This is a genomic window from Acidovorax radicis N35, from assembly GCF_000204195.1.
In the GTDB taxonomy this organism is placed as follows: Bacteria; Pseudomonadota; Gammaproteobacteria; order Burkholderiales; family Burkholderiaceae_C; genus Acidovorax; species Acidovorax radicis.
This window is the reverse complement of sequence record NZ_AFBG01000025.1, coordinates 48,681-66,233: the sequence shown is the minus strand read 5'-3', so window position 1 is coordinate 66,233 and position 17,553 is coordinate 48,681. Positions and strand designations below refer to the sequence as shown.

Below are 17,553 nucleotides of genomic sequence, written 5' to 3'. Positions count from 1 at the left end.
GGTGGTCACACCCTGCAGGCCAGCCGCAGCCGGGTCAGTTATGCGCCTTCGGGCGCAGGTGTTGCTGCGGCGGCAGCGCTGGCGGCTGCGGTGGCCGCTGATGCCAGCCGGCGCGCGCGCTCCAGCTGCTGCCCCACCGTGCGGGGCACCATGCCGTACATGTCGGCAAAGGCGTCCAGCGTCTGGCCGCTGGCTTCAAAGGCGCGCAGCAGGGCCTCATCCCTGGCGTTGCGCGCCGACCATTCGGCAAAGGCTTCTTCGAGGATGGCGTTGGCGGCGTCATCGCGGCTCAGCACCAGCTCGGTATACGCCTCGCGCGTGAGGCCCGAGGCCTCGAACGCGGCCATCATGCGGTTGCGCAGCTTGGGCAGCAGGTCTTCAGTGGCGCGCGCCTTCTTGCGGCGATAGACCTCCAGCAGCGCATGGTGCACATGCTCGGGGGCCATGTCTTCCACGGGTTGGCCTTGCAGGTCGTGGCGCTTGTCGCCTGCCGCCACGCTTTGCAGATAGCGTGTGGAGCGGGTGTGGATGCCCAGGGCCACCTTGAGCGCCTCGCGCTCGAACAGCTCGGGGTGCGCGGCCAGCAGGTCCTGGAAGATGCCCCGTTTGAGCGGGCGAAACACCGCACCGAACAGTGGGGGGTACAGCGCGGCCAGTTGCTCCAGCGCAGGGTGAACACGCTGGGGCGCGCGTGGGCCCGCGCCAGGTGCGGCCCCAGCGGGCGCAGCCACGTCCGCCGCGCCCGGGGATGCCTCGCGGCCCTCGGGCTTGCGGCGGTTGCGGCCACCACGGCGCGAGCCGCCTGTGCGTGGCTGGTTCGCCCCGGCTTCGGTTGACGCGATGGGCGCAGTGGCTGCCACGGCAGCGGCGGCCTCGGCCGCAACAGGCGCTGCCAGCGGTGCGGCAGGGGCTGTGTGGGGTTGTTCTTGTGCGGACACGGAGTCGGTCATGGCGTTGCAGTTCGGGGCAAAAATGGGGGCGACAAAACCCTCGATCATGCCAGCGTTGGGGATATGGGTGCCAAACGGCCTTGGCGAACGGACTACTTTGCCAGCGGATGGGTGCACCACTGCTGTTCGCAAGGAACACCATCGCCGTTCCCGTCCATCTTGGTGTCGGGGCAGTTCTGCAGGAAGAACTTGGCTTCCGAACATGAAGTCATCTGCGAGCAGTGCTGGCGACCATCACAGCGGTACAGAGAGGCCAACGGTTGCGCCGGGGCAGCGAGGGCGCGTTGCTGAGGCGCCTTCAGAGACTGCGCTACCGCCTCTGCCCGAGCAGCAGCGGCCCGCTGTGTCCTCCGGTCGAAGTGCCAGTAGGCGGCAACCAAAAGCGCGCAGGCAATCACGAACACAACGATGCGGGTGGGCAGCCCCTTGGGCTCCGAGCGCGCCGGGCCCGTGCGATGGCGTGTATGCGCAGGCGCGGAGGAAGGCGCCGCTATAGCGGAAAGGTCGCGGCGCACCATGACCGCCTGTTTCTTTCCGTCCCTGTTCAGGGTGATCTCGAAACTCAGCGCCTCGTTCAACTGCGGCCGCAGGCCGTCACGCGCAAACGCCGAGATGTGTACGAAGACAGCCTGGCCTGCGGGGACGGGCGTGATGAAACCAAAACCGCGTTCGTCATTCCACTGAGTGAGTGTCCCCTCGAATCGCATGGCCTGCCCTTTCTAACAATATTGGAGCCGTCGTAGCGGCTGGGCAGAACAGTTACTGCCCGCGCATCGCCTCGTCCAGCACCTCCACCCAGTGCCGCACCGGCGTGCCTGTGCCACTTTGCAGGTGGGTGATGCAGCCGATGTTGGCCGACAGGATCATGTCGGGCGGCTGATCGCCAAAAGCCTCGCCGAGCACGCCGAGCTTGCGGTCGCGCAGCTGGTAAGACAGGTCGGGGTTGAGCACCGAATACGTGCCTGCCGAGCCGCAGCACAGGTGGGCGTCGTTGCGCGCGGTGCGCAGCTTGAAGCCGAGCTGGTTGAGGTGCGTCTCTACCCCGCCACGCAGCTTCTGGCCGTGCTGCAGCGTGCAGGGAGGGTGGTAGGCAAACAGCGTGTCGGGCCGCTGCACGCGCCCGGCAAGCTTGTCGGCCAGCTCGGGCAGCAGGGCGGGCAGCAGCTCCGAGAGGTCGCGCGTGAGGGTGCTGATGCGCTCGGCCTTGGCCGCGTACTGCGGGTCGTCCTTCAGGATGTGGCCGTATTCCTTGACGGTGACACCGCAGCCTGAAGCGTTCATGACGATGGCCTCCACCACGCCCCGCCCCTGCTCCACCAGCGGCCACCAGGCGTCGATGTTGGCGCGCATCTCGGCCTTGCCGCCCTCCTGGTCGTTGAGGTGGAACTTGACGGCACCACAACACCCGGCCTTGGGCGCAATCACGGTCTGGATGCCCACGGCGTCGAGCACACGCGCGGTGGCGGTGTTGATGTTGGGCATCATGGCCGGTTGCACGCAGCCGGCCAGCAAAAGCACCTTGCGCGCATGCTCGCGCGTGGGCCAGGCCCCGGCATTTTGGGGCGCAGGCACCTTGGCCTTGAGGGATGCAGGCAGCAGGCCGCGCACCAGTTGCCCGGCCTTCATGGCGGGGGCAAACAGGGGCGAGGGCAGGCCCTCCTTCAGCGCCCAGCGCAGGGCTTTTTCGCCCACGGGGCGGGGCACTTTTTCATCGACGATCTTGCGGCCGATGTCGACCAGGTGGCCGTATTGCACGCCGCTGGGGCAGGTGCTTTCGCAGTTGCGGCAGGTCAGGCACCGGTCCAGGTGCATCTGGGTCTTGCGCGTGGGGGTCTCGCCTTCAAGCACCTGCTTGATGAGGTAGATGCGGCCGCGCGGGCCGTCCAGTTCGTCGCCCAGCAGCTGGTAGGTGGGGCAGGTGGCGGTGCAAAAGCCACAGTGCACACATTTGCGCAGGATGGATTCGGCCTCCAGGCCATCGGCCCGGGCGCGGTATTCAGGGGAAAGCTGGGTTTGCATGGTGCATGCCTGGGCGAAGAAACAGAAAATTTCAGGACGGATTCAGCGCGTGGCCGGTGGGTCAGCAGGTGGGCCCAGGGGTGGGTCGAGCGGAACATTGAGCGCGAGCGACTTTCGCAACGGGTGGCGCAGCCGGGCACGGTCGGCCCACAGCGGGGGCAGCGACAGCGCCAGCAGCACCAGCGCCAGGGGCACCACAAACACAAAACCCACATGCTTGAAGCCCGCCGCGCCCGCAATGCCGCCCACCAGGAACATGCCCACCAGCCCAGCAAACAGCCGCAGCCGGGCCTGGTTGGCGCGCACCTGGGATTCGGGCGCCGTGCCGGTGCGGTTCCAGTACAGCATCTTGCCCATCTCGATGCCCAGGTCGGTCACCACCCCCGTCATGTGGGTGGTGCGGATCTGCGACGAGGACATCTTGGTCACCGTGGCGTTCTGCAGGCCCATGATGAAGGACAGCAGCAGCACCGTCATCGGCACGGCAAACGGCGTGGGCCAGCTGAGCGTGATGGCGCCCACCAGACCGAACAGCAGCATGAGCACGGACTCCAGCACCAGCGGCAGCGCGAAGGTGCTGCGCAGCCTGCGCTGGCGCGCCCAGTTGATCATGATGGCGGTGGTGCCCGCGCCCGACATGAAGGCCCACAGCGCGCCGATGGCACCCAGCACGATTTTCATCTGGCCCAGCACCAGGTTGTCCGCCAGCGACGACAAAAAGCCGGTCATGTGCGAGGTGTACAGGTGCACCACCAGAAAACCTCCGGCGTTGACCGCCCCGGCATTGAAGGCGAGCAACAGGCCCAGCACCCGGTTGCTGGCCACCGTGCGGTGGTGTCCTGTGAGGTGGCGAAGGCGTCGCATGGCGGAGGACGCAGTGATGGCGCGCCTACCAGGCCCGCGCCATGCGGCCGGGGTTGAAGATGCCGGCCGGGTCAAAGCTGTGCTTGAGCCGGGCGTGAATGTGCTCCAGCGCCTTGGATTGAAGGTCAAATGTGCCCCTGGCGCTTGATCCACCTGCGCTAGCAGCTACAAAAACAGAAGCGTTCCCACCCACAGCCCGAGCGGCTTCGCGCAGGGCGTCGCCTGCGGATTCGGGCGCTTGCACCCAGCGCAGCGCGCCATGCCACTCGACCAGCGGCTGCGCGCCGCCCGGCAAGCTCAGCACCGGGGCCGTGGCGGGCACGGACAGGCGCCACAGGGCGTGGCCGGGCTGTGCAGCACGTGCGGTGAACCAGGGCAGGGTCTGCTCGCGGCAGGCCGTCCAGTCGGCGGCCACCGTGGCGTTGTCCATGCGCGTGCCACCCATCGTTTTGCAGGCGGCCTCGACCGCCGCCACGGCGCCGCGCAGGCGCACATAGACCGTGCCCACGCCACCGTCTTGCACCCAGCAGCTGGCGTTCAGGGGCAGCGGCTGGCCGCCCCAGGCGTGCAGCTTGCGCAATGCGTCGGCCTGGTTGATGTCGTCAAACCGCAGCGTGGCCTCGCCGGGCGCCACGGGCAGCACCTTGAGGCTGACCTCGGTCAGCAAACCCAGCGTGCCCCAGGCACCGGCCATGAGGCGGGACACGTCATACCCCGCCACGTTTTTCATGACCTGGCCCCCAAAGGTCAGCAGCTCGGCTTTGCCATTGAGCAAGGTCACGCCCAGCAGGTAGTCGCGCACCGCCCCGACACTGGCACGTGCCGGGCCCGACAGGCCAGCAGCCACCATGCCGCCCACGGTGGCAGCGTCTGAAGGGGTTTTTGCGAAGTGCGGGGGCTCAAAGGGCAGGCATTGGCCTTGTTCGGCCAGTGCGGCCTCCAGCTCGGCCAGCGGGGTGCCCGCCCGCACGGTGACGACCAGCTCGCTGGGCTCGTAGCTCACGATGCCGCGCAGCACACGGGTGTCGAGCACTTCGCCATGCAGCGCCAGGCCATGGAAGTCCTTGGTGCCCCCGCCGCGGATGCGCAAAGGGGTCTGGTCGGCGGCGGCGGCGCGCACACGTTCTGCGATCTGGGCAAGGGCGAAGTCCATGCCTTGCATCGTAGCGGCAGCCATGTCCGGCGCTACACAAGGAGCGCGTGAATTTTTTGAACAGCGCCTGTGCAAATGACTGGGGGGCTGCCGGGAGACGGGTCTGGGGATAGGTGTTCTGGCATGCATGCCAAAACAGGCTGCGAGCCCTCCATCGGTACGAAAAAAACCCGCCGTTGCCGGCGGGCTTAACAACCAAAGGAGTGACTCGCTTGTTCTTGTTGCGACGCTGCGGTGCCACCAGACACCGCAGCGCGTGGGGCGCAGGCGGATCAGCGGTTGTACGCTGTTTCGCCGTGCGAAGTGATGTCCAGGCCTTCGCGCTCGTCTTCTTCCGTGACACGCAGGCCGATCGTCAGGTCAACGATCTTGTACGCCACGAAGGAGACCACACCCGACCACACGATGGTCAGCAACACGGCCTTGGTCTGCGTCCAGACTTGCGCGGCGATGGAATAGTCGGCAGAGGTCACCATGGTGGCGGTCACCCAGTCGGCCACATAGCCAGGGCCACCCAGGCCAGGGGCGTTGAACACGCCGGTCAGCAGGGCACCCACGATACCGCCAATGCCATGCACGCCGAACACGTCGAGCGAATCATCCGCACCCAGCAGCTTCTTGAGGCCGTTCACACCCCACAGGCAGGCAAAGCCGCCCACGAGGCCGATCACCAACGCACCGCCGATGCCAACGTTGCCGGCAGCAGGCGTGATGGCCACGAGGCCGGCCACGGCACCCGACGCTGCACCCAGCATCGAAGCCTTGCCACGCATCAGCGCTTCACCGATAGACCATGCCAGCACGGCCGCAGCCGTGGCCACCAGCGTGTTGATGAAGGCCAGGGCGGCGAAGCCGTTGGCTTCCAGCGCAGAGCCGGCGTTGAAACCGAACCAGCCCACCCACAGCAGCGAGGCACCGACCATGGTCAGCGTCAGGCTGTGAGGCGCCATGGCTTCCTTGCCGTAGCCGATGCGCTTGCCCACCATGAACGCGCCCACCAGGCCCGCCACAGCGGCGTTGATGTGCACCACGGTACCGCCAGCGAAGTCCAGAGCACCCCACTGCCAGATCTGGCCGGCCTTGCCGGTCATGGCGTCGGCCACTTCCTTGGAGGCGTAGGCGTCAGGACCCATCCAGAACCATACCATGTGGGCGATCGGCAGGTAGCTGAAAGTGAACCACAGCACCATGAACATCATGACGGCGCTGAACTTGATGCGCTCTGCGAACGCACCGACGATCAGGGCACAGGTGATGCCGGCGAAGGTTGCCTGGAAGGCGGCGAACACCACTTCCGGAATCACGACACCCTTGCTGAACGTGGCTGCATTGGCGAAGGTGCCGGCAGCGTTGTCCCAGATGCCTTTCATGAACAGCCTGTCAAAGCCACCGATGAAGGCGCCGCCTTCGGTGAAGGCCAGGCTGTAGCCGTAGATGAACCACAGCACCACGATCAGCGAGAACGTGACCATGACCTGCATCAGCACGGACAACATGTTCTTGCTGCGCACCAGGCCGCCGTAGAACAGCGCCAGGCCGGGCAGGACCATCAGGATCACGAGGATGGTGGAGGTCATCATCCAGGCGGTATCACCCTTGTTGGGCACGGGCGCAGGCGCCTCGGCAGCGGCCGGAGCGGCAGCCGCTGCCGCAGCGGGCGCCGGGGCAGCTGCCGCAGCAGGGGCTTCAGCGGCCGGAGCGGCTGCAGCAGCGGGCGCGGCGGCGGCCGGCTCGGAGGCGGCGGGCGCCTGTGCCAGGGACAGGTTGCCCATGGTCAGCAGACCCAACCCCAGAATGAAAGAAGCAAGCAGTTTTTTCATGGCGTTTCTCTTCTTGGATGTAGTACGGCCGCGCCCTTACAGCGCTTCCTTGCCGGTTTCGCCAGTGCGGATGCGCACCACCTGCTCCAGGTGGGTCACGAAGATCTTGCCGTCGCCGATCTTGCCGGTGCGGGCGGCGCTTTCGATGGACTCGATCACACGGTCCACGAGGTCATCCGCCACGGCGGCCTCGATCTTGACCTTGGGCAGGAAGTCGACCACGTATTCCGCGCCGCGATACAGCTCGGTGTGGCCTTTTTGGCGACCGAAGCCCTTGACCTCAGTGACCGTGATGCCTTGCACGCCGATGTCCGACAGTGCTTCACGCACCTCGTCCAGCTTGAAGGGCTTGATGATGGCTGTCACCATTTTCATTTTGGTTCCTCCGACAATGGACGCACCGTGCGCCCATTGAGACTTGCTTACAGGGTTTTGGTGAGCGTGACGATCACGCGCGACTTGTTGACATGGCCGAAGAAGGCCTTCTTGTTGGCGCCCACCACGGCAGCGCCCAGCGACAGGCCGCTGCCGAAGTCATAGGCACCGCCCACGCTGTAGTCCATGTAGTTCGGCACGCCCAGGTCCTTGATGTCGCTGGCAAAACGCGTGAAGCCCACCGAGGCCTTCACAGTGACGCTGGGAGCCACTTCTTGAGCGAAGGCGAAGTTCAGGTAGCCGGTGTTGCGGCCCTTGAGGCCCGAGCCGGATTTGGCGCCAGCCCAGCCGAAGTAGTCGTTAGAGATGGTGTGCGAATACTTGGCAGTGAAGGGGCCCATGGTGGCCGCACCGTACAGCTCGGTGGTGTTGCCATTGGCGTTGCCAGGGTAGATGTAGGTCAGCGCGCCCAGGTCGAGGTCTGCGCCACCGGCCTTGAACTTGTAGCCACCGTACAGGTCGGATTCAATGGAGTTGTTGGCCAGCCAGTCCACGCTGGAGTTCCAGTTGCCCACGTACCAGCCGGAGTCACCGAAGGCGTAGTCAAAACCACCCTGGATGGCGGGCTTGACGGCTTTGGACTTGGAAACGTCCTGGTCCTGGCCACGGAACTTGTAGTTGGTGGTCAGGCTGACGTTGCCAGTGAGCTGGGCATTGGCCAGCAGGGGAAGGGTTGCAACTAGGGCAACGCCCAGGGTCTTGATGATGGCGCGGGTCATGTTTCCTCCGGTTGGACAAAGTAGGGACGAGCGCTTTAAGCACGGACCGTGCCACACGCCGGTGCATCCACCCCATCGCCGTTGCGTTGCGTTACACCGATCCCCAAGTACAGTGGCGGTGTGCGCGCAGACGATGCTGCACCTTGTTGGTGCGCGATGCAACCCGGCCGCGCTAAAAAACCATAAAACGCACCCATCTGGGGAGAAATCGCTTCATGAGTCTTGCTTTGGTGCAAAGCCGCGCCCTTCTGGGGCTGCAGGCACCTTCTGTCACCGTCGAAGTGCATCTGGCCAACGGTTTGCCCAGTTTCACCCTGGTGGGACTGGCCGAGGTGGAGGTCAAGGAAGCCCGCGAACGGGTGCGCTCGGCGTTGCAGAACGCGGGACTGGAGTTCCCCCACAACAAGCGCATCACTGTGAACCTGGCACCCGCCGATTTGCCCAAGGATTCAGGCCGTTTCGACCTGCCTATCGCGCTGGGCATCCTCGCCGCCAGCGGGCAGGTGGACGGCAGCCGCCTGGCGGGCTATGAGTTTGCGGGTGAGCTGTCGCTGTCGGGGGAGCTGCGCCCGGTGCGCGGCGCCCTGGCCACCAGCCTGGCGCTGCAGACGCAGCAGATCGACGCGCAGCTGGTGCTGCCCCCTGGCAGCGCCGAAGAGGCCGCCCTGGTGCCCGACGCACAGGTGGTGCGCGCACGCCACCTGTTGGATGTGGTGCGGGCCTTCCTGCCGCCCGGCAGCACAGCCGTGGGCGATGCGGCCGTGGACAACGACGGTTGGACGCGGCTGCAGCCCACGCCCCTGACCGCCACCACCACCGGCGCCGACATGGCCGATGTCAAAGGCCAGGCCACGGCCAAGCGCGCGCTGGAGATCGCGGCCGCCGGGGGCCACAGTGCCCTGATGGCAGGCCCGCCCGGTTCGGGCAAATCGATGCTGGCACTGCGTTTTGCCGGACTGCTGCCCGCCATGACGGTGCAGGAAGCCCTGGAGAGCGCCGCGATTGCGAGCCTGGCCGGGCGCTTTCGGCCCGAACTCTGGGGCCACAGGCCCACGGGGTCGCCCCACCACACAGCCAGCGCCGTGGCGCTGGTGGGTGGGGGCTCGCCCCCACGCCCTGGCGAAATCTCGCTCGCGCACCACGGGGTGCTATTCCTCGACGAGCTGCCTGAATTCCCCCGCGCCGCGCTGGAGGCGTTGCGCGAGCCGCTGGAGACAGGCCACATCACGATCTCGCGTGCAGCGCAGCGTGCGGAGTTTCCAGCGCGTTTTCAGATGATCGCGGCCATGAACCCCTGCCCCTGCGGATTCCTGGGCTCCACGCAGCGCGCGTGCCGCTGCACGCCGGACCAGGTGAACCGCTACCAGGCCAAGCTCAGTGGTCCGCTGCTGGACCGCATTGACCTGCATGTCGAGGTGCCCGCCCTGCCCGCCGAACAGCTGGTGCAGGCGCCCGCCGGCGAATCCACGGCCGCGATCCGCCTGCGGGTGGAACAGGCGCGCGGCCGCGCGCTGGCCCGCCAGGGCAAGACCAACCAGGCACTGCAGGGCCAGGAGATCGACACCCATCTGCATCTGCAAGATGCCGCCGCCAAGTTCCTCAACACCGCCGCCGCGCGCCTGGGCTGGTCGGCACGCAGCACACACCGTGCGCTGAAGGTGGCGCGCACCATTGCCGACCTGGCCGACGCACCCACCACCGAGGTGGGCCATGTGGCCGAGGCAGTGCAATACCGCCGCGTGCTGCGCAGCCCCGCCTGAAGCGCAATGGGCTCCGCAGGTGGACCGTGTGTGGCAAGGGCCGCACACTGAATACTATTATTTTTATAGCAACAAACAGCCATCAAATAAGCGCTAACGGCTGATTTGAATCAAATTTTTCGCGAACTGCTGCCAACCCGCGCCCACCCCCGCCACAATCGCCCCATGTCCAGCGTTCGCCCCACCAAAAAGACCACGGCCTCCATGGCCCCAACCACCCCAGCCCCTGCCTCCGAGTCCGTGGACACCGGCTTTCTGCGCACGCTGGTGGGCTACAACGCGCGGCGCGCGTCGCTCGCCGTGATCGAAGTGTTCATGGAACGCATGGCGGTTTACCGCCTGAAGGTGGTGGATTTTTCGGTGCTGTCGCTGGTCGCGCACAACCCCGGCATCACGTCGCGCCAGCTGTGCGCCACGCTCAACGTATTGCCACCCAATCTGGTGGGCCTGATTGCAGCGCTGGAGCGGCGCGGGCTGATCGAGCGCCGCCCGCACCCCAGCGACGGCCGCGCCATGGGCCTGCACCTGACGCCTGCTGGTGTGGAGTTGACCGCACAGGCCGAGCAGACGGCTGCGCAGCTGGAGGTGGACGCCACGGCCGGCCTTACGGGCGCCGAGCGCAAGACGCTGATCCGCCTGCTGCAGAAGGTCTACACGCAGAGCGCGTCGTAGCGCACGGGCTGGGGCTCGCTGCAGCCACCAGCGGCAAAAAAAAGCCAGCGCACCCCTCGGGCTCGCTGGCTTTTTTTCGAGCTGGCGCTTGCTGGCCTTACGCCGCCGACCGGGGCCAGCGGCTACCAGCAGCCCTTCAAGCCTGCGCGGCCTTCGCCGCCATGGCCTGCGCCAGGCCGCCCCACTGCGCGCGGAACAGGCCCGGGTCCATGGTCTTCACGTTGCGCATGATGGGCTTGAAGCCCATGTGCGCCAGTACGTCGCGTTCCAGGTCGATGCCGGGCGCGATCTCGGTCAGCTCCAGGCCTTCGGTGGTCAGGTGGAACACCGCACGCTCGGTGACGAACAGCACGTTCTGCTCGCGCTTGGCGGCGTCCAGCCCGTTGAAGGTGATCTGCTCGACCTTCTCGATGAACTTGCGCGAACGGCCTTCCTTGACGATGGTGAGCGTCCCATCAGCCACCTTCACCTCCAGCCCGCCCGCGGTGAAGGTGCCGCAGAACACCAGGTGCTTGGTAGACCGCGTGATGTTCACAAAACCGCCGCAGCCCACGGGCCGGCCGTTGAACTTGCTCACGTTCACGTTGCCGTGGTTGTCGGCCTGCGCCAGGCCCAGGAAGCTCGCGTCCAGACCGCCGCCGTCATAGAAGTCGAACTGCAGCGACTGCTCGATGATCGCGTCGGCGTTGTAGGCGGTGCCGAAGTCGCCCAGCTGCGCCGGGATGCCGCCGGTGATGCCGCTTTCCACGCTCAGCGTGAACTGGTCGGACACGCCCTCTTCCGCCGCCACCGACGGCACGCCCGCGGGGATGCCGATACCCAGGTTGGTGATGGCGCCGGGCGTGAGCTCCAGCGCCGTGCGGCGCGCGATGACCTTGCGCTCGTCCAGCGGCATGGGCGCCAGCGAATTGAGCGGCACACGCACATCGCCGCACAGCGCGGGGTTGAACTGCGTGGTGATGGTCTGCATGTGGTTCTCGGGCTGGCTGACCACCACATAGTCCACCGACACGCCCGGCACCTTGACCGACTTGGGGTGCAGGCTGCCGGCCTTCACGATGCGCTCCACCTGCACGATCACGATGCCGCCGCTGGCCTTGGCCGCGTGGGCGATGTTGATCTGCTCGAGCAGCACGCCTTCCTTGTCCAGCGTGATGTTGCCGTTCTCGTCGGCCAGCGTGCCGCGGATGATGGCCACATCGACCTTGGGCGCGGGGTAGAACAACCACTCCTCGCCGTTGAACTCGACGAGCTTGACCAGGTCTTCGGTGGACTTGCTGTTGAGCTTGCCGCCTTCGATGCGCGGGTCCACAAACGTGCCCAGCCCGACCTTGGTCAGTAGCCCGGGGCTGCGGCTGGCAATGTGGCGTGTGAGGTGCGACAGGCTGCCCTGCGGGAAGTTGTAGGCCTCGACCTCGCCGTCGAAGACCATCTTCATCATCTCGGCGCCCGTCTGGCCGAAGTGGCCGGCCACGGTGCGCTTGATCATGCCGGGGTGGGCAAAGTGCACCATGCCCGCGTCCTTGCTGTTGCCAATGGCGCCGCAGGCCCAGGTGGTCACGTTCTTCGGGTGGCCGGTATCGAGGAAGTTCTTTTCCACGCCCTTGAGCACTTCTTCGGGCAGGCTGGAGACGGCCAGGCCGCCCAGGAAGATGGTGGCGTTGTCGGGGATCAGGGCCCCGGCCTGGGCGGCAGTGATGATTTTCATGGTGACCTTCAATTGAAAACTATTACTTCGATAGCTGCTCGCGCTTATCCCATAAGCGCTTGAGCCCTGTTCTCTCAAATTTCAAGCATCCGGGTTCTCGATGAGCAAGGCAATGCCTTGCCCGCCGCCCACGCACGCGCCGGAGATACCGTAGCGCAGCCCGCGGCGGCGCAGCTCGCGCGCCAGCGTCACCGTCAGGCGCACGCCGGTGGCGGCCAGCGGGTGGCCCAGGGCGATGGCGCCGCCGTTCACGTTGAGCTTGTTCAGATCCAGGCCCAGTTCACGCCCCACGGCCAAGGTCTGCGCGCCTTGCGCTTCGTTGATTTCAAAAAGGCCGATGTCCGCGAGCGTGAGCCCCGTGCGCGCCAGCAGCGCACGGATGGCCGGCGCCGGGCCGATGCCCATGTACTCCGGTGCCACGCCCACGGCCGCGGCACCCCGCAGGCGCGCCAGGGGCTTCAGGCCGCGCCGCTGCACATAGGCGTCGCTCGCCACGACGGCGCCCGCGGCGCCATCGACCAGGGCCGAGCTGTTGCCCGCCGTCTGCACGCCACCGGGGTACACCGTGCGCAGGCCCGCCAGCGTCTCGACGGGTGAGGGGCGCGGGTGCGTGTCGCGGTCGAGCTGCGCCACCTTGCGCGGCAGGGTGATGCCGCGCGTGGCATAGCCTGCAAGCTCAAACTTCTCGCTCGTGACCGGCACGATTTCGCCCGCCAGAAAACCGTCTGCCTGCGCCTTGAGCGCGCGGTCGAACGACTGAGAGGCGAAGGCGTCCACCTCCTCGCGCGTGATACCGTATTGCTTGGCCAGGTTCTCGGCGGTCTCGATCATCGTGACCGGGCCGGCGGTGTCGATCAGCGCTTCGACCAGGAAGTCCTTGAACTCCACCGGCGCGCCCAGCTTGAAGCCGGTGCGGTGCGTGTAGGCGGCAATGGGGTTGCGCGTCATGGACTCGGTGCCCACCACCAGCGCCACGTCGGCATAGCCCAGGGCAATCTGGTCGGCCGCCTGGCGGAACAGCTCAAAGCCTGTGCCGCAGATTCGCGATACCAGAATGGCCGGCACGCTCTGCGGCACGCCGGCATACAGGCCGATGTGGCGCGGCAGCACGAAGGCGTCGAAGTCGGCCTGCGCCATCGACCCGGTGATGACCGAGTTCACATCGGCAGCGGGAACACCGCTGCGCTCCAGCGCGGCGCGCGCCACCTTGATGCCCATGTCGGTGGGCGATACATGCCCGAGCGGCCCGCAGTAGTCGACCATGGGCGTGCGCACGCCGTCGACCAGCCAGGCGTTCAGCGGGGCAGAAAAGGAATGTTCGGTGCTTGTTGTCATGGTCAGACCTTGGTGGTTGTGCTGGTTCTGCTGTCGGTCACGCGCAGCACGGTGGCGTAGCCGGTGTCGCCTGCGGCGCAGCCGGTGAACAGGCCCACGCCGCCGCCGCGCAGCACCAGCTCTTCAATCAGTTCGATGATGGCGCGCATACCCGTGGGCGCCTGGGGGTGGCCCCAGATGATGGAGCTGCCGTAGTTGTTCATGCGCTCCCACGCAAAGCCGGTGTCGCGCGCCAGGGCGATGTCGTTCACCGCAAACGGGTTGTGCGTCTTGATCGCGTGCACGTCGGCGATGGACAGGCCTGCGAGCTTGAGGGCGTTGAAGGCCGCCGGCGACGGCGCCATGGGCATGAAGCCGACCTCCACCCGCGACATGCCGAATCCCAGGATCTCGACCTCGATGCCAGGGTCGATGGACGCGGCCCGTGCGCGGTCACGCGTGGTGACGATGGCGCCCGCATTGCCGTCGGCCGGGTGCGTCTGGCCGCCGAAGGTCACGGTGCCGCCTTCTTTCACCGGCTTGAGCTTGGCCAGGCCTTCTGCGGTGGTGGGGAAGATGCCTTCGTCGGCGCTGAGCGTGCCGGTCTGCTTGCGGAACTTGGAGTCAGTGATCGGCACATCGGCGATGTAGCGCTTTTGAAAGGCGCGGTCGTCGGCCAGCGCCGCCTGGTACTGGGTGTAGCGGTGCAGCTTGAGCGCGTGCTGCTCTTCGGTGGTGATGCCATAACGCGCAGCCACGTTCTCGCCGGTCTGCAGCATGGGGTTCTTGGCGTAGGGGTCGTGGCCCATGTTGTCGGGCACCCAGTGCTCGGTGATGCCGTAGCCGCCAGTGCCGCTGGAGTCGGGGTAGTACACCACCGGGCCGTTGGACTGGCGGTCGGCCATCACCAGCAGGGCGCTGGTGGCGGTGCCGCAGGCCACCTCTTGCGCGGCCATCTGCAGCGCGCGCACACTGGTGGCGCAGGCCTGCTGCACCGTGGGGCCGGCCACGCGGTCGATGCCCATCATGCCGGTGACCCAGGGCAGGCCGTAGAAGCTGCCCTTTTGCGGGTTGGTGATGCCGAGGATTGCCAGGTCCACCGCCGCCAGGTCGTACCCGCGCGCGGCCAGCGCCTGCTTGCCCACGGTGGCCGCCAGCGGCAGGGCATTGAGGTTGGCCAGCGAGCCCTGCCACTTGGCAAACGGGGACGACCAGTAGATACCGTAGGGGATGAAGGCGTTCATGGCGGGTCCTTGCGATGAGTCGGTGTCATTTTAGTTATTTATCATAACCATATGGCGACCCCGGAAAGCTAGGGAAACCACCTAGCAAAGAGCAGCATTGCGGCCTTGTTTTAGTTATTTTTGATAACCATAATTTCCCTAACTCATACACACCACCATGACCAAGCATTCCGACATCTCCCTTGAAATCCGTGGCGAACACGAGGAAATCGCGGTCATCCGCCTCACCCGCCCCGCCAAGCGCAATGCCTTGAACGACGGCCTGATCCTGGCGCTGCGGGACCTGATGGAGACGCTGCCCGCCTCCGTGGGCGCGGCGGTGATCGATGGCGAAGGCGACCATTTCTGCTCCGGCCTGGACCTGTCCGAGCTCAAGGAGCGCGATGCCGGCCAGGGCCTGCACCACTCGCGCATGTGGCACGCGGCGCTGGACCGCGTGCAGTTCGGCCCCGTGCCCGTGGTGGCGGCGCTGCACGGCGCGGTGGTGGGCGGCGGCCTGGAGCTGGCCAGCGCCTGCCACATCCGCGTGGCCGACGAGTCGACCTTCTACGCGCTGCCCGAAGGCTCGCGCGGCATCTTCGTGGGCGGCGGCGGCGCGGTGCGCATTCCGCGCCTGATCGGCACGGCGCGCATGACCGACATGATGATGACCGGCCGCGTCTACAACGCGGTGGACGGCGAGCGCGTGGGCTTCGCGCAGTACCTCGTGCCCACCGGCACGGCGTTCGACAAGGCCTTCGAGCTGGCCCAGCGCATTGCGCAGAACGCGCCGCTGACCAACTACGCGCTGATGCACGCGCTGCCGCGCATCGCCGAGCAGCCGTCGGACCAGGGCCTGATGACCGAAGCCATGATGGCCGCCATCGCCCAGAGCGCTCCCGAAGCCAAGGCGCGCGTGCGGGCTTTCCTCGACGGCAAGGCCGCCAAGGTCAAGAAGGACTGAGAAAGCGGTATCGCGCCCGCGAAAAGCCTCGAAAGCACCTATGACGGCAACCAACCCCTCCCCCCGCTACCGGCCGCTGCGCTTTGGCGTGACCGAAGTCAGCACCCGGCAGGCCGACGACGGCGTGGTCTACGTGCGGGCCACGCAAGACCTGGAGGCCTACCCGCTGCGCCTGACCGACCGGCTCGCGCACTGGGCCCAGACCGCGCCCGGGCGCACCTGGATGGCCCAGCGTGTGAAGAACGCCGACGGCAGCCTGGGCGAGTGGCGCCACATCACCTACGGCCAGGCCTGGCAGGCCGCACGCAGCATTGCCCAGGCCCTGCTCGACATGCACCTGAGCGCCGAGCGCCCCGTGGCCATCCTGAGCGAGAACGACCTGGACCACGCGCTGCTGTCGCTGGGCTGCCTGGTGGCCGGCGTGCCGCAGTGCACCGTGTCCACCGCGTACTCCACCATCAGCCAGGACTTCGACAAGCTGCGCCACGTGCTGGACACGCTGACCCCCGGCCTGGTGTTCGCCAGCGACGCCACGCGCTTTGCGCGCGCCATCGAGGCCACCGTGGCCGACGACGTCAAGGTGGTGCTGGGCACCGGCAGCATCCCGGGCCGCAGCACCGTGGCCTTCAGCGACCTGCTGGCCACCCCTGCCACGCCCGCCGTGGATGCGGCGCACAGCGCCATCACGGCCGACAGCATCGCCAAGTTCATGTTCACCTCGGGCTCCACCAAGCTGCCCAAGGCCGTGATCGTGACGCACGGCATGTGGGCCGCCAACCTGCAGCAGATGAACCAATCCATGCCCGTGCTGGCCGAAGAGCCCCTGGTGCTGGTGGACTGGCTGCCGTGGAACCACACCTTCGGCGGCAACCACAACTTCGGCATCGTCATCTACAACGGCGGCACGCTCTACCTGGACGAAGGCAAGCCCACGCCCAAGGGCATGGCCGAGACCATCCGCAACCTGCGCGAGATCGCGCCCACGGTGTACTTCAACGTGCCCACGGGTTTCGAGGTGATCGCGCAGACCATGAAGACCGACGCGCAGCTGCGCAAGAACCTGCTCAGCCGCGTGAAGATGTTCTTCTTTGCCGCCGCCGCGCTCTCGCAGCCCATCTGGGACTCGCTGTTCGAGAGCGCCGAGCGCGAGGTGGGCGAGCGCATCGTGATGAACACGGGCCTGGGCATGACCGAAGGCTGCCCGTTTTGCGTGGCCGTGAACAGCCCCGACGTGCAGGCCGGCGACATCGGCGTGCCCACGCCGGGGCTCGAACTCAAGCTGGTGCCCGTGGACGGCAAGGTCGAGGTGCGCTACCGCGGCCCCAACATCACGCCCGGCTACTGGCGCAATGCCGAAGCCACGCGCGACGCCTTCGATGAAGAGGGTTTCTACTGCTCGGGCGACGCCGTGAAGTGGATCGACGAGAACGACCTGAACAAGGGCCTGAAGTTCGACGGCCGCATTGCCGAGGACTTCAAGCTCAGTACCGGCACCTTCGTGAGCGTGGGGCCCATGCGCGCCAAGATCATCGCCGCCTGCGCGCCCTACGTGCAGGACGCGGTCATCACCGGCATCAACCTGAAAGAGATCGGCGCGCTGCTGGTGCCCACGGCCACCATCCGCACGCTCAGCGACCTGCCCGAGAGCGCCAGCCTGCACGAGGTGCTGGCCAGCGCGCCGGTGCAGCAGCACTTCCAGCAGGTGCTGGACAAGCTCGCGGCCGAGTCCACCGGCAGCGCCACCCGCGTGGCCCGCGCGCACCTGATGGCCGAGCCGCCCTCGCTCGACAAGGGCGAGGTCACCGACAAGGGCTCCATCAACCAGCGCGCCGTGCTGCAACACCGCGCGGACGTGGTGGACGCACTGCACGGCGGCACGCTGCCCGGCACGCTGGTGCCGCGCCACTGAACGCCAAAGACACACACCCACCATTTTTCTCAAGGACACACAG

15 protein-coding genes are annotated in these 17,553 nt (G+C 66.8%); 4 read left to right on the top strand and 11 right to left on the bottom strand.

From position 1 onward, the window contains the following. Positions 1-38 precede the first annotated feature (38 nt). The 8 genes from ARADN35_RS0124560 to ARADN35_RS0124525 all read right to left on the bottom strand — a co-directional run bounded on the left by ARADN35_RS0124560 (position 39) and on the right by ARADN35_RS0124525 (position 7,960). Complete coding sequence (locus ARADN35_RS0124560) at positions 39-950, bottom strand: ProQ/FINO family protein (RefSeq protein ID WP_035198741.1); 912 nt, start codon at positions 948-950, stop codon at positions 39-41. Between the two features lie 92 nt (positions 951-1,042). Then, on the bottom strand, positions 1,043-1,657 hold the full coding sequence (locus ARADN35_RS0124555; RefSeq protein WP_010466942.1) for a cold shock domain-containing protein: 615 nt from the start codon (positions 1,655-1,657) through the stop codon (positions 1,043-1,045). A gap of 52 nt (positions 1,658-1,709) precedes the next feature. Further along, a complete protein-coding gene (glcF, locus tag ARADN35_RS0124550; RefSeq protein ID WP_010466941.1) occupies positions 1,710-2,969 on the bottom strand; it encodes a glycolate oxidase subunit GlcF in 1,260 nt (419 codons plus the stop codon). 42 nt (positions 2,970-3,011) lie between these two features. After that, positions 3,012-3,833 (bottom strand): YoaK family protein, encoded by an 822-nt coding sequence (locus ARADN35_RS0124545; protein ID WP_035198711.1) that lies wholly within the window; start codon positions 3,831-3,833, stop codon positions 3,012-3,014. 25 nt (positions 3,834-3,858) lie between these two features. After that, complete coding sequence (glcE, locus tag ARADN35_RS0124540) at positions 3,859-4,995, bottom strand: glycolate oxidase subunit GlcE (protein WP_010466939.1); 1,137 nt, start codon at positions 4,993-4,995, stop codon at positions 3,859-3,861. A gap of 263 nt (positions 4,996-5,258) precedes the next feature. Then, a complete protein-coding gene (amt, locus tag ARADN35_RS0124535) occupies positions 5,259-6,806 on the bottom strand; it encodes an ammonium transporter (protein WP_010466933.1) in 1,548 nt (515 codons plus the stop codon). A 36-nt stretch (positions 6,807-6,842) separates the two neighbouring features. Next, entirely contained in the window at positions 6,843-7,181 is a 339-nt protein-coding gene (gene glnK, locus ARADN35_RS0124530) for a P-II family nitrogen regulator (RefSeq protein WP_010466918.1), read from the bottom strand. Positions 7,182-7,228: 47 nt separating this feature from the next. Next, positions 7,229-7,960, bottom strand: a complete 732-nt coding sequence (locus ARADN35_RS0124525; protein WP_010466916.1) for a TorF family putative porin — start codon at positions 7,958-7,960, stop codon at positions 7,229-7,231. A gap of 215 nt (positions 7,961-8,175) precedes the next feature. Between ARADN35_RS0124525 and ARADN35_RS0124520 the strand changes: the two genes are divergently transcribed. Beyond that, entirely contained in the window at positions 8,176-9,720 is a 1,545-nt protein-coding gene (locus tag ARADN35_RS0124520) for a YifB family Mg chelatase-like AAA ATPase (RefSeq protein WP_010466913.1), read from the top strand. Positions 9,721-9,885: 165 nt separating this feature from the next. Continuing rightward, a complete protein-coding gene (locus ARADN35_RS0124515; protein ID WP_029414380.1) occupies positions 9,886-10,392 on the top strand; it encodes a MarR family winged helix-turn-helix transcriptional regulator in 507 nt (168 codons plus the stop codon). A gap of 136 nt (positions 10,393-10,528) precedes the next feature. Here the strand turns inward: ARADN35_RS0124515 and ARADN35_RS0124510 are convergent, their stop codons facing one another. The 3 genes from ARADN35_RS0124510 to ARADN35_RS0124500 form a co-directional block, all read right to left on the bottom strand. Further along, complete coding sequence (locus ARADN35_RS0124510; RefSeq protein ID WP_010466909.1) at positions 10,529-12,100, bottom strand: acyl CoA:acetate/3-ketoacid CoA transferase; 1,572 nt, start codon at positions 12,098-12,100, stop codon at positions 10,529-10,531. 81 nt (positions 12,101-12,181) lie between these two features. Beyond that, positions 12,182-13,435: a thiolase family protein gene (locus tag ARADN35_RS0124505; RefSeq protein ID WP_010466907.1), complete on the bottom strand. Its 1,254-nt coding sequence runs from the start codon at positions 13,433-13,435 to the stop codon at positions 12,182-12,184. Positions 13,436-13,437: 2 nt separating this feature from the next. Then, complete coding sequence (locus ARADN35_RS0124500; RefSeq protein ID WP_010466906.1) at positions 13,438-14,658, bottom strand: thiolase family protein; 1,221 nt, start codon at positions 14,656-14,658, stop codon at positions 13,438-13,440. 157 nt (positions 14,659-14,815) lie between these two features. Here ARADN35_RS0124500 and ARADN35_RS0124495 point away from each other — a divergent pair, with 157 nt between their 5' ends. Beyond that, the gene (locus tag ARADN35_RS0124495; RefSeq protein WP_010466905.1) at positions 14,816-15,601 is read left to right on the top strand and encodes a crotonase/enoyl-CoA hydratase family protein; all 786 of its coding nucleotides are present in this window, start codon (positions 14,816-14,818) and stop codon (positions 15,599-15,601) included. A 40-nt stretch (positions 15,602-15,641) separates the two neighbouring features. Next, on the top strand, positions 15,642-17,510 hold the full coding sequence (locus tag ARADN35_RS0124490) for a feruloyl-CoA synthase (protein ID WP_010466904.1): 1,869 nt from the start codon (positions 15,642-15,644) through the stop codon (positions 17,508-17,510). Positions 17,511-17,553: the final 43 nt, after the last annotated feature.

What these genes read in the sequence shown, in the direction of transcription:
- ARADN35_RS0124510 (WP_010466909.1), bottom strand. Translation starts at nt 12,100, where the DNA reads ATGAAAATCATCACTGCCGCCCAGGCCGGGGCCCTGATCCCCGACAAC.
- glnK (WP_010466918.1), bottom strand. Translation starts at nt 7,181, where the DNA reads ATGAAAATGGTGACAGCCATCATCAAGCCCTTCAAGCTGGACGAGGTG.
- ARADN35_RS0124545 (WP_035198711.1), bottom strand. Translation starts at nt 3,833, where the DNA reads ATGCGACGCCTTCGCCACCTCACAGGACACCACCGCACGGTGGCCAGC.
- ARADN35_RS0124505 (WP_010466907.1), bottom strand. Translation starts at nt 13,435, where the DNA reads ATGACAACAAGCACCGAACATTCCTTTTCTGCCCCGCTGAACGCCTGG.
- ARADN35_RS0124525 (WP_010466916.1), bottom strand. Translation starts at nt 7,960, where the DNA reads ATGACCCGCGCCATCATCAAGACCCTGGGCGTTGCCCTAGTTGCAACC.
- ARADN35_RS0124560 (WP_035198741.1), bottom strand. Translation starts at nt 950, where the DNA reads ATGACCGACTCCGTGTCCGCACAAGAACAACCCCACACAGCCCCTGCC.
- ARADN35_RS0124555 (WP_010466942.1), bottom strand. Translation starts at nt 1,657, where the DNA reads ATGCGATTCGAGGGGACACTCACTCAGTGGAATGACGAACGCGGTTTT.
- ARADN35_RS0124495 (WP_010466905.1), top strand. Translation starts at nt 14,816, where the DNA reads ATGACCAAGCATTCCGACATCTCCCTTGAAATCCGTGGCGAACACGAG.
- ARADN35_RS0124515 (WP_029414380.1), top strand. Translation starts at nt 9,886, where the DNA reads ATGTCCAGCGTTCGCCCCACCAAAAAGACCACGGCCTCCATGGCCCCA.
- amt (WP_010466933.1), bottom strand. Translation starts at nt 6,806, where the DNA reads ATGAAAAAACTGCTTGCTTCTTTCATTCTGGGGTTGGGTCTGCTGACC.
- glcF (WP_010466941.1), bottom strand. Translation starts at nt 2,969, where the DNA reads ATGCAAACCCAGCTTTCCCCTGAATACCGCGCCCGGGCCGATGGCCTG.
- ARADN35_RS0124520 (WP_010466913.1), top strand. Translation starts at nt 8,176, where the DNA reads ATGAGTCTTGCTTTGGTGCAAAGCCGCGCCCTTCTGGGGCTGCAGGCA.
- ARADN35_RS0124500 (WP_010466906.1), bottom strand. Translation starts at nt 14,658, where the DNA reads ATGAACGCCTTCATCCCCTACGGTATCTACTGGTCGTCCCCGTTTGCC.
- glcE (WP_010466939.1), bottom strand. Translation starts at nt 4,995, where the DNA reads ATGCAAGGCATGGACTTCGCCCTTGCCCAGATCGCAGAACGTGTGCGC.
- ARADN35_RS0124490 (WP_010466904.1), top strand. Translation starts at nt 15,642, where the DNA reads ATGACGGCAACCAACCCCTCCCCCCGCTACCGGCCGCTGCGCTTTGGC.